This window comes from Coleofasciculus chthonoplastes PCC 7420 (genome assembly GCF_000155555.1).
In the GTDB taxonomy this organism is placed as follows: domain Bacteria; phylum Cyanobacteriota; class Cyanobacteriia; order Cyanobacteriales; family Coleofasciculaceae; genus Coleofasciculus; species Coleofasciculus chthonoplastes_A.
Genome location: NZ_DS989854.1, coordinates 143,402 through 157,696 on the forward strand (window position 1 = coordinate 143,402; position 14,295 = coordinate 157,696).

A 14,295-nucleotide genomic window follows, 5' to 3' on the forward strand; every position below is an offset into this window, starting at 1 on the left:
CTCCATTATTAACCTTTACACCAGTTCGACAGAACTATTAATTCAGTTATGACTCTCAAAGATTCCCTAACCCAGGAAAATTATCAGGATTTGCTTTGTCCAGACCTAACCCAATACTGGACTTTAGCAAAAGTGCGAGATTCCAATAACATTATCCTTAGAGCCATAGAAGGTCAAGAGAAATTCCGCTTCTCCCCTATCGAAGGCTACACTCTACGTTACTTTACTGGACAATATACAGTTAGACAAATCCAACAATTCGTTCAGCAAGAATTCCCCAACGCTGACCCAAACTTAGTTGTCAACTTACTGCAAAAGCTCATTAGTCACAAGATTTTGGCATTCGATGAAACCCAAGAGAACCGGAAAGCCAATCAGCCGCAATACACATCTCCATCCTCAATCCCCAATCCCCACTCTCCTCGCCTCAAATCTGGTGTCTATTGGCTGTACCACCCTGAAGACTACTGGATTCTCCGCAACCCAGTAGCCGGAACCCATCGCGGACTGTTACAGAAAGATATCCCCATTCTCACCTTTCTCCAAGTCAGCCCTCACGATAAAGTCATTATCGACCAACTCGCCACACTCCCTCCCAAACAAATCAGTAACCCCAAACTTCGCTACCTGCTGCAACTCCTCACCGCCACCGCCATGCTGGAAGGGACACAACCCCCCAAACCCCGTCGGCGTAAATTTACCCCCATGCAGCTATTATTTTTCAAAGTTTCCCTATTCAACCCTGACCCCTGGCTTACCCAACACATTGACAAACTACGCTTTTTGTACAGTCGCCCCTTCGCCTTTTTCCTCTGCCTATTTTTAGCCTTTTCAATCCTTCTTGGACTCCACCAACACCTAGAAATTCTCTACCAAGGTCAACAACTTTGGCAACACTACAGCGCTTCCCTAATTATTCCCTTCATCCTACTTACCGCCTTAGTCGTCACCCTTCACGAACTGGGTCATGCCTTCACCTTAAAACAGTATGGCGGCATTGTTCCTGAAATGGGATTCCTATTTATGTGCCTGTTTCCGGCTGCCTATACCAATACCACCGATTCTTATTGCTTGTCACGCAGGCAAAGAATTCTAGTCGTTGGCGCAGGTATCCTCGTCCAAATCACCCTCGCCGCCATCGCCCTATGGTTGTGGAACCTCTCCACCACAGGGAATTGGCTCCATACTACCAGTTATTTACTCATGATAGCCAGTCTATTTACCATTGCCCTAAATCTCAATCCCCTAGCCAAATTCGATGGCTATTACCTCGCTGTCGCTATAACAGGAATTAACAATCTTCGTAACCGTGCTTTTAGCTTTTACGCTCACCTAATTACAGGTAAACCCATTAACGAAACCCAGAGAGATTCCTGGATTCTCGCCGCTTATGCTCCCTTAAGTCTTGCTTATATCTGGTTCGTCTTCGGGTTTCTCTTCTTGAGAATAACCGACTGGATTCTCCTAAATATCCCCACCACCGCCTTACTTCTCTTGCTTATCTGGGCAATTTACTTCTATTTTCCTAGAAAGAGTTCAGTGGCAACAGGCAATAGGTAAACGACAACAGCGAATACAAGATTTACATAGGTTTTTGCTTAACCGATTCATAAATACTTAAAGCTGATGACATCTCAACCTAATACCAAAAACTCCCTCAATAATGCCACCTCTCCTTTGCGAGTTGTTCCACCAACACCTCCTGCTGAGGAATCACCCCCACCCACTGAACCAGAAACGCTGATTGGGGGATCACCTCGTCAGCAAACAAATCCAACCCGAAATACTTCCACCTCATTTCCTTACAAACACCTCTTAGGTATCGGTATCGTCGTACTTGGCTTAGGCTTAATCAGTCAAATTCCTGTTTCCAACTCAGTTAATGCAGAAGCACAGTTAGAACCCGCACCCAATTCTCATCAAATCGTTTACACAGAAGTTCCCGGAACCCTGACTGAACTTCTAGTACAACCCAATCAACAAGTCCAAGTCAATCAAGCGATTGCAATTATCTCTACTGAGGATATGGATGTAGAAATTGCCCAATCCCAATCTGAATTTGACGAAGCAATTTCTAACTATAAATCTGCCTCATTTCAACTCAACACCCTCTCAGCCAAAATAAATGAAACATCCGTCAAAGAATCCTTAATAACCCAGCAAATCCAACAACTTCAGCAAGAATTTCCCCACCTCCCCGAAGTTGAAAAACTCAACCAAGAGATTGCCGCCCTGCAAAGCACAATTACTGGGGTACGCAGCCAGATAGCAGGAATAACTGAAACCTTAGCCAGAACTCAAGAACGCATTAGCCGATATCAAGACTTAGTTACCCAAGGTGTTCTCGCCCTCAATATCTTAGAAGATATGCAAGATAGAGAATCCCATCTTATTAGTGAAATTACCACAAAATCAAGCGAAATTAACCAACTTAAACAACAAATTGGTGCAAAACAAGCTGAGATTAAAATCGTAACTAATAGAAAACAAGAGGAATTAGCCGACCTGCAAAACGAACTCCATACTCTAGCCGCTACCCGTCAAACGGCTACTGTAGAGTTATCCGCTGCTCGTAAAGGAGTTACCAGCCAACAACCATTACTCAACACCTTAAAAACGGAACTAGAAAGACGACAAAATAAACAACAAAATCATCAAATATTGAAAGCCAAACAAACGGGATTTATTATTACCCCAGATTTCCACAAACTCCTAGGTCGAAAAATGCCTGCGGGAGAACCGATTTTGGAGATTGCTGATTTAAGTCATCTTGTCGCCATTATTGAAGTTCCTCAAACTGACTCTGATATTGTAAAAGATGGAGCTAAGGTAACCTTCCGTCCCCTAGAACCCGGATTACCATCTTACACAACTCGCTTAGAAAAGATGGAGTTAGTGATGCAGCCAGATCCCGCTCAACAGAAACAGCTACTAAAAGTTAGAGCCTTGATCAATAATTCTGAGCAACGCTTGATACCGGGTGCAAAAGTTTACGCTTCCATTGAATCCGAAAAAATGCCCCTTTATCAGAAAGTGCAACGAGAATTGATGAAACTGTTTAAGTTTCGCAAATATGGTTGGGGAAATTAGAAATTGGGAATGGGTAGTGAGCAAGATGCTCACACTAAAATGATTTCGCATTTCTTGACATTAAGGTTTAAATGCCGAACAGCTTAGGGATGGCAATGGGAGTTTTCGTACCGCTCGTCGAGCTAGCTGATTGGTTGAATACAAAGAAAATATTTTTTGGCTGTCATGCTTTATCCGGTTCATCATCCTCAATCTCCGGAGCCTCGAAGATAACTTCAAACTCAGAATTGGGGATAAACCGATTCAAAGCTCTGAGGTGATCCTGGGCATCTTGACGATTAAAGAACCGAGCTATGGTACACCTTTGACAATTGGGTAGGAGTCGAACAATTGCCCAAGGACGAGTCAAGTTTAGTAGAGGTTGAGTTCGTTGGGATGTTGTTTCTCCCTTCCTTAATGTCAAACCATTTTGCACAATCGATACCAGCCGCTGCCATGCTGGGCTAGTATCATTAGGAAGGATAGTCCAATCTTCCACGGGTGCCGGTAACCAAGTCAAAATGTAAGGTTTGCCTTCTTTGATGACTTGCCAAGATAGGCGACGGCTTTGTTTAAGGCATTGATAGCCTTGCTGTCGGAGGATAGCACAAAGGTTCTCGCCTTCCTCCCGAAGGCGAAGCCAGTCTCGATGCTTCATAGTCAGTAAAAAAAGTAAATGAGTAAGTGGGTTACTGTTCGTGATCCCCAAGGCGATCGCTAGCACTATTCCTGAAATCCCATAAACGCGATCGCCCGATGCTGGTGACCTTATAGATTAGATATTTAAATCACACACTCAATGTTGCATAGGCATCTTTGAACTCGACTCAGACGTTCACACACAAGCAACGAACTCCGTTGCTTCTGGTTGATGGTCTTTTTTCAACGTATTAGGAATGGCAATAAAAAAACACCTTGGATCGAGGTGGAAATTTCCTTCAATTTGTGCATAAAGCCTTTCATGGCTCCTGATTGGGAAAACAGAGTAAATTGATCAGTTCAGGGGGAATCTCCTCAAAATGCTCCAAGACGAAATCCATTAGAGCAAGATGGCGCAAATCAGCAGGTTGAGGACGGCGATAGCTGCGACCTCGACTAAACCAACACTGAACAGTAGAAATTGAGCGAGAGCATACAGCAGCGAGTATCTCTTGAGTTACGGGCCATTTGCTATAAAACCGCTGAGGTGTCATTCCGAGTTGGCAATTGCTGTAGAATTCAATCAGATCTCGCTCTCGTTGAGTTAAAGGACGGTTTCGGGTCATAATAAGTCAAAAGTCAAAAGTCAGAAGATACGCCAACTGGGGTTACACCAAGCGACGCTCTAGATCCTCTTCCCAAGCCATATCAGCAGTAACAATGGCTGAACTGATTGAGTCTTTATCCAAGAGAATCAGATATTTCCAATTCCACTGAAAACCCTGGTGAGGTGCGGGCTTTATAAAACGACCAATGACCACGCCAAAGTCTGTTTCCGCTAACCCTTCCAGTGGCTTCCAGCGAAGAGACTCACCGTATTCAAACTGGGGGATACTAAAATTGGTGAGATTCGGGCTGGCTATCCGAAAGGTTCTGTCAACTAAAGGCAAATCAGAAATTCCCCGACTATCTCCTTGCCGAATTGCATTCAGATAGGCGGAGATTACGCTATCTTGGAGACTAGAGGTTAACTGTCCAATCAGCAAAGCGGCGATTGAATCCGGTTCATCTTCCTGAATTTGTTGCCACTGGGTATCGTTGATTTTTTCCAATAAAGTGCTTAATTTCCCCAGTAAGTCTGATATGCCAAAATCATGTAAGGCTTGCTGATAGCCCTCTTGATAACTAATGGATTTGATCATGAATATAGCTCCTGTTTAAATCAATTCCGGATACAGGAACACCTGGGTGTTGACTTCACCGCTTGTTCCTGACGCGGCATTTCGGGGGGGATGTTGAGTTCAACGACAGTCCTTTTAGCCGCCGTGTGATGAGTGGGCAAAATAGTCAGCTAAGATGACTTTCGCGAGTCGTACAGTGTCAGCACGATGTTTTTCGTGGTATTTTATCTTTTTACCCCCTATCAGGTTTCAGGATTTCGGCTGCTCCTGGGGGTTTAGCGACCTTGTTTAACTTCCTTTCGGATTTTTCATGAGTTTATGAAAAAGATCTTGATTATTGAAGATGACTGTTGCACCAGCGAGTTACTTGATTTTCTCCTGACCCAAGATGGCTATGCTTGTCAGGTAGCCCATGATGGAATAACTGGACTGGAAGCCGTGCATAACTCTTATCCAGATTTAGTCATTTTGGATTTAAATCTTCCAGGAATGAGCGGTTTAGAGGTTTGTTGTAAAATTCGTTGTGCCTCCCTTGAGAAAGATCCGTATATTCTCTGTTTAACCGGTAAAACTGGGAAAGTTGATAAGATTGCCAGTTTATCAACGGGAGCTGACTTGTACATGACCAAACCCTTTGACCCCGATGAGCTATTGGTTCAGATTCGCGTTCTGTTTCGTCGCCATGAGCGATTGAAAAAACCTGATTTGTCGTTTTCTACCGCCCATTTTGACTTCGGTTTTGACGGAAAAAATCTGTCGAATGTCCGGATTTTTCTGCGGAAAAAGTCGGCGCAGCAGGTGGAAGTCACTTATGAGTTTTCGACGAGTGAGCGCGGGCTATTTGTCTTTCTAGCTCGGAATGCAGGCTTAGTTCAAAGTCGGGACAAAATTTTGGCGGCGGTTTGGGGACAAGAGACTGATGTGGCGCTCCGAACTGTAGATGCTGCAGTGTCGAGGCTGCGTAAACGGTTGAATCATATTTTTCCCGAATATAGCTCCCCATTTGTAGAAACAGTGGAATTGCTTGGCTATCGGTTTGTGGATGTTGAGAGGACTTCATCGGATGTTGTTTCTTTTTCGAGTCAATTAAGGTTAGTTGACTCTGGGAAAACCGATGAAGCCTGTTGATACCTAGTGGCGGCTAATAGTAGTCGATAAGGGAGATAAGAACGATACGTCTTTCTACCAGTCGCGGTAGCCTTTTGAACCATTAGTTGCTCCAAGCCAGTGACATTTTTTCCACTCTTCCAAGGGGGAAGAAATGGTATTGATATTTTTGAAGTATCCGGCAATGGCTAGGATTTGCATAGGGTTGAGTTGAGCTAATATTTTCAGCATGATGAATTTTGATGATTTCTCATCTTCAAAAGCGCAGTCGCGCCAAACTGAGGCGGTTTTCAAGCGTAATGAACTACCTGTTAAGTGGGTGGACACAATTAAAGTTAACGGTTGAGATTAGGACAAAGCGAAATGCTGAAACCTTGACCAGTCAATCTTTTCCCTTCTGCCTTCTGCCTTCTGCCCTCTGCCCTCTGCCCTCTGCCTTTTGCTATAGCTGCTCAAAATAAGGGGAGTTGGTTGCACTCTGTTGGTTGAAGGGGTTGGAGTGGGATAAGTGCTTGGAAATTGATGGGGTTTGGACTGGGGGTAGAGTTTAATTGTGGCTGGAGTTGTTGCAGTTTGAGTTGTACTATTGGAACAGCTTCACTGATGGCATCAATCCACGTTACTTCCTGAGAGTTAGTATCAGTAGTGCTAGGTTCTTCTAGAGTGCGAATATACTCAACTACCTTGGAGTTGGCTCCATGATAGGGGGCGCGGGTTGGCGGGTTGATGGTTCGCGTAGTCGGTCGTTGAGCTTGTGTGCCATCGTGTTGGTGGGAAAGCAATTCGGTTTTGAGGGTTGCTTGTTGGGTTTTGAGGGGTGCGAGTTGGTGTTGGATGTCTTCGACTAACTCGGTGAGGTGTCTAACTCGCTGAGGGAGTTCCTGTTGCCCGTTTTGAAGCTTCTTGAACTGGGCAACAATCTGTTCGAGGTAGTCTCCCTGGGCGATCGCCTTTAAGGTTTTTTGAGTAGCCGTAAGTAACCCTTTGCCTGTATTCCATTTCTCTACCAAGTCATAGTAGGCTCGGTAGCCTTGATCAGTGGAACCGCCAAGCTGTACAATCGCTTCATTGCCTTTGGCGTGGGCGCAGAGGGAAAAAGAGCCGATTGTGCCAATGTCCTGGGGTTGGCAGGGTTGAGTGTAGATGATATCGTAGATAGCTTGCATCAGCGCCGCCCCAGCTTCTTGAGCAGAATACTTTTGGTTTTTAATCCTGTAGGTTGTCTGCAAGCTGTTTTGGGCTATGTTTTGGTCAACAGTAGCCGCTTGGATAAGAGCGTTCAGCCGTTCCACCTCATCGGGAAGAGACTTCAGAGTTAACAAATCAGTGGCTAACTTCGTGTGCAAGCTGGATAAGTCGGCTTCCAAATGGCGGATGCGATCGCAAACTTTAGCATGTTCCAACGCCTTACCATTACCTGATAGCAGAGCAGATGCCAATAGGTAGTGAGCCGCATCATCGCCAATATCCTCACAGTGACGAGCAAGCATTTCACCAGAGAGGAATTGGTATGCCATTTCTGCCTTAATCCGAACGCGGTTCAGCTTAAAGGCATCAAAGCCTGGGGAGTTGCCTGTACCCGAGGTGCCGTAAAAGAATTCATAGCAGATGGGCCAAAGGTTACCTTGTCGATGTCCCCGGCTGCGACGCTGGATTAAACTGGCAGGAGTCCAAGGTGTATCAGCATGGTGCATGGCGATGCAACGGACGGGCATATCTGCACCTGTCCCCCCCATTTCTGTAGTCACCATAACCACTCTAACGGCTCCGGTATTCACCTGTTGGAACAAATCAAAGCGTTGAGAAGCACTCTTGTATTCATGAATAATTGCTACTTCTTTTTGAGGAATCCCTAGGGCAACTAAATGGTCACGGATTAGGTTAAAACAATCAAAAATCCCCTTACCTTTGGGAACCCCAGCGTCACAAAATATAATCTGAGTTCCCTTCACCGAAGTCGTTGTTCTCCAAATCCACCAGACATTATGAATCAATCGGTTAAGTTTGGTATCAGTTGCGGCGGGAGCATCGGGTTCGACCAGTCGGGGGTCAATTGATCCTAAACTTCCCAAACTGGTTAGGGTCAAGGGATTATGTTCGATCACCTTGCCGTCTCTGATATAAGAGACTGGGGTTTTGTTCAACCACAGTTGGAACCAATGTTTAATCCTTTCTGTGAGTGCCACTTGAGTCGAATTCATCGGTATTGTAATAGTATAGCGGCGCAGTTCAGGACGAAGGATTCCCGCTGTTTCTGCTGTAGCAAAGCTGGTAAAGCGGCTGATATCGCTCATCAGTTCCCAGAGGTTCTTGAACCCAGTAATTCGGGTTTTGGGTTTAATTCCTCCGGTACTGATGAATTCTAGCGCTGTTGTCACTGAACCATATTGACTGATCCAAGCATCGAAATGAGAGCAATCGGTATCGTGTAAACTATCGGGAGCGAATAGGCGCATCAGATTATACATTTCGCTGATGCTATTGGAGGGCCAGCTTCCTGTACCACCGCCGATAAATCCACCCTGTTCAAACAGGGTATTGTATTTGAGGAGTGTATTGAGACTTCTTTGGGTGTCGGTGTTGGTAATACCTGCAATACTGCGGGCAGCTTTGCTGGCAAATTGGATGTTTTTGGCACAATGGATTTCATCAAGCCAGATCCAATCGCAGCCTAAGTCTTCCCAGTTAATGTTAATAATGTTACGTGAGTAGTAATGGGTTGCTTTTTCAACGGAGCGCTCTAGGGAATCTCGCTTTTTATCGAGGGTTTTTTGAGTAGTCGAGTGACGCTTTTTGGTATAATTAAGTGTTCCCTTTTGGCTAATTGAAAGAATCCCTTTCTCCATGAGACTTTTAACACGCTGCTGCCATGCCAACACGTTTGATTCCTGGGAGCGAAGCTGGTCGAAGAGTTCTAGTTCCTCCAGTTGTTCGGTTAAAGAGTCAGTTTGTCGCTGGAGTTCGAGACAGAGTGAAGGGTCTTCGTTTTTGACATCAGCGATGTAGCGCTGTAAGATATCTAGCTGTTCCCGGATGTAGTTAATTTTCGTAGTGGCACTGATGGGAATGGCAAAGAATTGGGAGTGGGTGAGGATGATAGCGTGATAGCGTCCCGTTTGGATTTTGGCAATTAGCTTGTTCTTTTCCTGCCAGTTGAACTCATCAGCGATGAGTAATTTAGCGTTAGGATAGAGAGTTTTGAACGCCGAAACCACTTGAGAGAGGGTGGAATTTTGAACGACGAGAATGGGTTTGGACGCTAATCCTAATCGCTGGGCTTCATAAGCGGCGGCGCACATCGTAAACGTCTTACCGGTGCCGCATTCGTGGAGACAAAAGAGGCGTTTGGATTGAATGGCTCGTGCGATAGCGGCGTTTTGATGGGGTTTGAGTGTGATAGAGCTGTTGCTATCGGGCAGACTTAAATAGGAGCCATCCCAATGGCGCTTTTTAGGGAGTGGGTAGAGTTGGTTATATTTAACTGTGAGATGATAAGCTCGTTCTAGGTCGCTCCAGAGCCAGGTGGTAAAGTAGGTTTCCAGGCGTTGGGCAGCGGCAATCGCGGCGTCAGTGGCTTGGCGTGATTTTTCTGGGTCAATCTGTTTAGTTGAGTCTTTGACTTGGACGTTAATCAGGCGTTTGTTGAGGGATTGTTCGATTAGCCACAGAACACTGCGACGCCCCTCACCATGACACCCCATTGAAGCCCATTCTGAGGTGGTGGCGGCTTCCAGGCAGGTGGAAGACCCGCGCAGTGACCACAGCGCTAATGGGGGAATGTGATGGCATTGTACTTCAGTGGGGTGAATGTTTAAAAGGTGAGCAATGAATTCTTGGATGGCTTGGGGTTCAATCCAGGGCGCTCCTAATCCCGTGTCAATCCATACATTAGCATCCAAGTGGCTGTCGATATCGGATTGAACCTTGAGACGGTGGGCGATTTCGGCTCGGATTTCCGTTGAAGCTGGGGGGAGAAGGTAGGGAGAAAGGTGAAGGTACTGTCCGTTGGCGTCTTGGCGGGTGAGTTCCGCTTCGTTATCGTGGAGCTGGAATTGTTGATAGGTGTTTGGGTCGGTTTGTTTCAGGGTACGAAGGGTTTGTAGCTTGGTGCGAGTGTTTCCGGATAGGTAAGCATCCCGTAGTACCCATTGGTTCGTAGAGGGGTTGTAGAAGATGAGGGATTGCTTTCCTTGGGGGGTGGAAATGTTTTTTAGGGCGGTAATTGTTTCTGCTGGGGTTTGGTTGACCAGGATGCTGATGTATTGGATGTCTAGATAACCTTTGCGTTCCAGACATTCCCAGACGGCATCTAGTGGAGAAGAGATTTGACGCTGTTGTTTGCGTAAGCAGCCAGAAACCCGTTCGTGGAAGATGTCGGCGTTTTTGTAGCGGACGGCTTCAATTTTCCCGGTGTTAGAGTTTACCGTGACCGGGATTTCTGCTTCAAGGGCATAACACATTGCCACGAGTTCTGAGTCGTCGGCAATTACTTCGAGGGTGTTGGGATGGTCTTTTCGATTGAGCAGGCGTCCGTATTTAATGATAAATTCATCATGGTGCAGGTTAAGCTGTTGCCTCAGAGTTTCCATGTCGGAGCTATTGTTGATTTCAGCTTGAATGAGGCGGTCTAGGGTATGTTTAAGTCGGAGTGCGTCGGCAATATGATGTTCGTGTTGGGTTACTTTGACTAAGCCTTGATTGGGGATGTATTGGTGGACGTTTCCTTCAACAAAGAGGTAGCGATAGGGGTCTTCTCCTATGCACTCCAGGGGTGGGAGTAGTGATTGTAGGGTTTGGGTGGATACTGGTGCGGGTTGATAGGTGCTTGGACAGGAACGGAAGGCATCAATGATGGCTGATTTGAGGGGGCGAGAGTCGGGGGCGACGGCGACGCGATCGCTACCATAGAGTTTACAATGGGTCAGGGTTCCCAGTACCCTTTCCGGATGGTCTTGGAAGTAGCGGTTGATGGGGATTGGCTTCCCTGTAGAGTTGGTAAGGGGACTATCAACGGTTTCTCCCCATTGGGTAATTTCTTGAGGGGGGTCACTCTTTTGCAGGATAATCAGGTCAGCGGTGACTGAGGTGTTGGCGCTTTTGAAGGCATTGTTGGGTAAGCGCACGGCTCCGATTAATTTTGCCCCAAGAGAGGCTAAATAGTGGCAGAATTCTGGGGTTGAATCCAGGGTTCCGGTGGAGGTTATCGCGGCAATCATGCCACCGTTTCGCAATGCGTCCCAGCTTTTTGCCCAGAAGTAGTTATGCAGGTTGCTGACAATTGGGTTGTATTTGGGGTCAAAGGGGGCGGTAGTTCCGAAGGGAAAGTTGGAGATAATCAGGTCGAAGCTGTTGGCAGGGAGTTCGACGTGTTGAAAGCCGATTTTGGTGCTGGTGCTACTGCCGTATACTATAGCATCGGGGTGGAGGTGGCGAGCGATCGCGCTGGCAATGGGGTCGATTTCAATTAAGACCCACTCAGACTGGTGGCGGTAGTCTGAGGGTTGAAGTCCGGGGAATGAACCAATGTTACTGGCGGGTTCCAGGATGCGTCCTGATTTGAAGCCCAGGTTTTCTAGAACACTCCAGATGGCTTCTATAATGTTTTGAGGCGTTTGGAAGGCGTTATCGGTATTGAGGTCATTATCGGGTAGCAATTCCAGGGTATCCCGGTTGATAGCACTAGCGACGGTTCCCCATCCGACGAAGGCGGCGAGTTGGTGGCGTTCGTCTTCGGTGGGTTTTCGGTTTTCTCGTTGGAGTTGTTGGAGGAGTTTGACAGCGCGGATGTTTTTTTGGAGTTGGGTTTTTATGCCTTTGGTTTGGGGAAGGTTGTGGAAGTTGTAGGGCGAGTTCATTGTTTTGAGTAGAACGTTTCGCCCTTTTTTGAGCAGTCGCGTTTGAGGTGGGGATTGTACCCAGTAGGCTTTTTACCGATAATTACTCAAACCCTTACGGGATAAGCTTTAACGCTTGATATAGTACATATGTACAAGGGGAACTTCAGCTTAGGGATTTATTCTGGCTGGTGTAAGATATGAGCAACGGAATACTTTCAGTTTCTAGAAGATTGGATGATTAAAAGTGCTCACTCACTGCATAAGCTCACCTGGCTCAGAGATACCAACACCTTAGACAGGCAATCATGAGGCTAGCACAATGAATAATATGTCAGAATACGAGGAAAAATACTCGATTAACTCCTTTCCCAAGCCTACATCAACTCATTCCACTTAGAAATGGACTCCATCCCTAGTTCTGCTCTCATCCTCACGAAGAGGGAAGCAGAGTCATTGTATGTTTTTTCCATACTGCACTGTCACTCTCGCTCTTGTAAAGAGGAACTCTGTCATGACTCAGCCGAATTTACTGGTGTCCCTCGAACAACTAGAAGCATTAACAGGGTGTGATGAGCATTTGCAGTTTGCGATAGAGGTTATTGCTCACTCCGATATTTCTGAATCGATACGTGCTGAATTGCACCAACAGATTGACCGCATTCAGCAGCGGCGACAAGACCCCTACCTTTACTTAGCCATAGTTGGGGAATTTTCTAGTGGCAAGAGTACCTTGATTAACGCTCTGCTACGGGACGATTTGCTCAAAACATCAGCTCTGGTTGCCACCACTGCCGCTACTCGACTACGGCATGGTGATGAGCTCATAGTAGAAACCTCTTTCAAAGGTTCGCGACCAGGGATACTTAAGACCAAGAAGAATGCCAAGCAAATCACTGTCCCCTGGCTAGCGGGAGTTGATGGTATTGATACTAGACATTTTATTCATGTGGTCACTTCTCAAGATGAAGTAGCCAAAGAAGTGGCATCTCTGACCATCTACCATCCAGCTAGCTTCTTGGCTAACAACATTGTGATTATTGATACACCGGGGACTAATGCGACTAACCCCAAACATGGAGCCATTACCCGCAGAATCATTGAAAGTGAAGCAGATGCAGCAGTTGTGGTTATTCCAGCTACCACACCACTCTCACAGACTCTGGTCAATTTTCTCGCCGATTCACTACACCCCTTTTTGCATCGGTGCATTTTTGTTGTTACTAAAATGGATCAAATTCGCAAACGAGAACAGAAGGTTCTAATCGAAAATATTGAAAATCGGCTCAAAAATGCTTTGGGCATCAAGAAAGCCGTTATCTTTGCTGCCGCGCCTCAAATTATCATTGATGACCTCACAGGAGAAGAAGATATCCCTGAACATTTATTACTCTGGCAAGACAGGTTCAGTGAGTTAGAAACTTTACTACAGCAGAGGCTTCGCCGTGAAAGAATTCTAAGCATTGCCGAAAATGTACTGCGCTTGTTGACCAGACTCTTGGAACAATTGGAAGGTTATTTACTTGTTCAGTGGGAGCAGTATGAAACTTGTCAAGCTACCATTAAAAGTGAAACGATTCAAGATCTTAATTCGTTTGCAATTGAGCAACATCGAGTCTGCCGCCGAATGATTGAGAATGCTATTTATAAAACGGCTGCAAGAATCAGCGTCTGCATCGCCGAACATCAAGAAAAAACTCGCTCGAATATCCATAACGCGATTTCGGATGTTAATAATTTGGGCGAACTGGACAGTGTTGTCCAAACTAAAGCTGAAGCTCTTTTAAAAGAAGGTCAGCAGTATCTCCAAAATGACCTGCAAGGGGAGTTTGATAAACTTTCACAAGCGGCACAAAAAGCGGAGCTTTACTTTGACGGCAAATTTTCCGAGGCATATCGTCGGCTTCAAGCTCTTGGCAAGAACTGGAGGATAACCATAGACTCAAGGAGTAGTAGCGTAAAACTTAATACATCCGATGTTTTTACATCAATGCAATCATACCAAAGTGAACTAGATGAGAAGGATGGTAAAACTGTCATGAAAGGTGGGGCAACAGGTGCAGTAGTTGGTAGCCTGATTTTGCCCGGTGTTGGTACTGTCGTGGGAGGAGTTGTTGGCTTTTTCCTGTCTGGTTTTTTTATGCCTTCCCTTGATGAACGCAAGCAAAAGCTTTGGGAGCAACTATACCCTAACCTTGATACTTACTTTGACGTTGTCAAGAAACAAGCTCAAGAAGCTATGCAGACCTACGCACGAAAAGCAATGGTTGCACTAGACCAGCAAATTGATCAGTACATAAAACAGTATAAAGCAGTTGTTGATGTAATGTTAGAGGAACAAAGAGAGGAATTACAGCGGTTGCATCAGTTACAATCTTCAACTAAAAGCAATCTCTCAGAGATAGAGCGACGCAAAAAAGCTTTGTCTGCACAACAGCAAAGATTAGCAGAAATTACTGTATGAG

Annotated in this window: 9 protein-coding genes; 4 read left to right on the forward strand and 5 right to left on the reverse strand. The window is 45.8% G+C overall.

Going from position 1 to position 14,295, the window contains the following annotated elements:
- The first annotated feature begins 48 nt into the window (after nt 1-48).
- Together MC7420_RS19720 and MC7420_RS19725 are read left to right on the forward strand one after the other, a co-directional pair.
- Complete coding sequence (locus MC7420_RS19720; protein ID WP_006102524.1) at nt 49-1,560, forward strand: M50 family metallopeptidase; 1,512 nt, start codon at nt 49-51, stop codon at nt 1,558-1,560.
- A gap of 66 nt (nt 1,561-1,626) precedes the next feature.
- Nucleotides 1,627-3,090 (forward strand): efflux RND transporter periplasmic adaptor subunit, encoded by a 1,464-nt coding sequence (locus MC7420_RS19725; protein ID WP_006102438.1) that lies wholly within the window; start codon nt 1,627-1,629, stop codon nt 3,088-3,090.
- A 163-nt stretch (nt 3,091-3,253) separates the two neighbouring features.
- Here MC7420_RS19725 and MC7420_RS19730 read toward each other — a convergent pair whose 3' ends face one another.
- From MC7420_RS19730 to MC7420_RS36235, 3 genes are all read right to left on the reverse strand, one after another.
- Nucleotides 3,254-3,727: a hypothetical protein gene (locus MC7420_RS19730; protein WP_044208466.1), complete on the reverse strand. Its 474-nt coding sequence runs from the start codon at nt 3,725-3,727 to the stop codon at nt 3,254-3,256.
- A 301-nt stretch (nt 3,728-4,028) separates the two neighbouring features.
- The gene (locus MC7420_RS19735; RefSeq protein ID WP_006102393.1) at nt 4,029-4,334 is read right to left on the reverse strand and encodes a hypothetical protein; all 306 of its coding nucleotides are present in this window, start codon (nt 4,332-4,334) and stop codon (nt 4,029-4,031) included.
- A gap of 42 nt (nt 4,335-4,376) precedes the next feature.
- Nucleotides 4,377-4,910, reverse strand: coding sequence for a hypothetical protein (locus MC7420_RS36235; RefSeq protein ID WP_006102472.1), 534 nt, complete (start codon nt 4,908-4,910; stop codon nt 4,377-4,379).
- 297 nt (nt 4,911-5,207) lie between these two features.
- Between MC7420_RS36235 and MC7420_RS19745 the strand changes: the two genes are divergently transcribed.
- On the forward strand, nt 5,208-6,017 hold the full coding sequence (locus MC7420_RS19745) for a response regulator transcription factor (RefSeq protein ID WP_052307513.1): 810 nt from the start codon (nt 5,208-5,210) through the stop codon (nt 6,015-6,017).
- 54 nt (nt 6,018-6,071) lie between these two features.
- Here MC7420_RS19745 and MC7420_RS40015 read toward each other — a convergent pair whose 3' ends face one another.
- Complete coding sequence (locus MC7420_RS40015) at nt 6,072-6,290, reverse strand: hypothetical protein (RefSeq protein ID WP_157453243.1); 219 nt, start codon at nt 6,288-6,290, stop codon at nt 6,072-6,074.
- A gap of 158 nt (nt 6,291-6,448) precedes the next feature.
- Nucleotides 6,449-11,851, reverse strand: coding sequence for a helicase-related protein (locus MC7420_RS19750; protein ID WP_006102429.1), 5,403 nt, complete (start codon nt 11,849-11,851; stop codon nt 6,449-6,451).
- Between the two features lie 493 nt (nt 11,852-12,344).
- On the opposite strand from MC7420_RS19750, the gene MC7420_RS19755 reads away from it, so the two are divergent.
- Nucleotides 12,345-14,294: a dynamin family protein gene (locus tag MC7420_RS19755; protein ID WP_006102392.1), complete on the forward strand. Its 1,950-nt coding sequence runs from the start codon at nt 12,345-12,347 to the stop codon at nt 14,292-14,294.
- Nucleotide 14,295 lies beyond the last annotated feature (1 nt).

What these genes read in the sequence shown, in the direction of transcription:
- MC7420_RS19720 (WP_006102524.1), top strand. Translation starts at nt 49, where the DNA reads ATGACTCTCAAAGATTCCCTAACCCAGGAAAATTATCAGGATTTGCTT.
- MC7420_RS19725 (WP_006102438.1), top strand. Translation starts at nt 1,627, where the DNA reads ATGACATCTCAACCTAATACCAAAAACTCCCTCAATAATGCCACCTCT.
- MC7420_RS19730 (WP_044208466.1), bottom strand. Translation starts at nt 3,727, where the DNA reads ATGAAGCATCGAGACTGGCTTCGCCTTCGGGAGGAAGGCGAGAACCTT.
- MC7420_RS19735 (WP_006102393.1), bottom strand. Translation starts at nt 4,334, where the DNA reads ATGACCCGAAACCGTCCTTTAACTCAACGAGAGCGAGATCTGATTGAA.
- MC7420_RS36235 (WP_006102472.1), bottom strand. Translation starts at nt 4,910, where the DNA reads ATGATCAAATCCATTAGTTATCAAGAGGGCTATCAGCAAGCCTTACAT.
- MC7420_RS19745 (WP_052307513.1), top strand. Translation starts at nt 5,208, where the DNA reads ATGAAAAAGATCTTGATTATTGAAGATGACTGTTGCACCAGCGAGTTA.
- MC7420_RS19750 (WP_006102429.1), bottom strand. Translation starts at nt 11,851, where the DNA reads ATGAACTCGCCCTACAACTTCCACAACCTTCCCCAAACCAAAGGCATA.
- MC7420_RS19755 (WP_006102392.1), top strand. Translation starts at nt 12,345, where the DNA reads ATGACTCAGCCGAATTTACTGGTGTCCCTCGAACAACTAGAAGCATTA.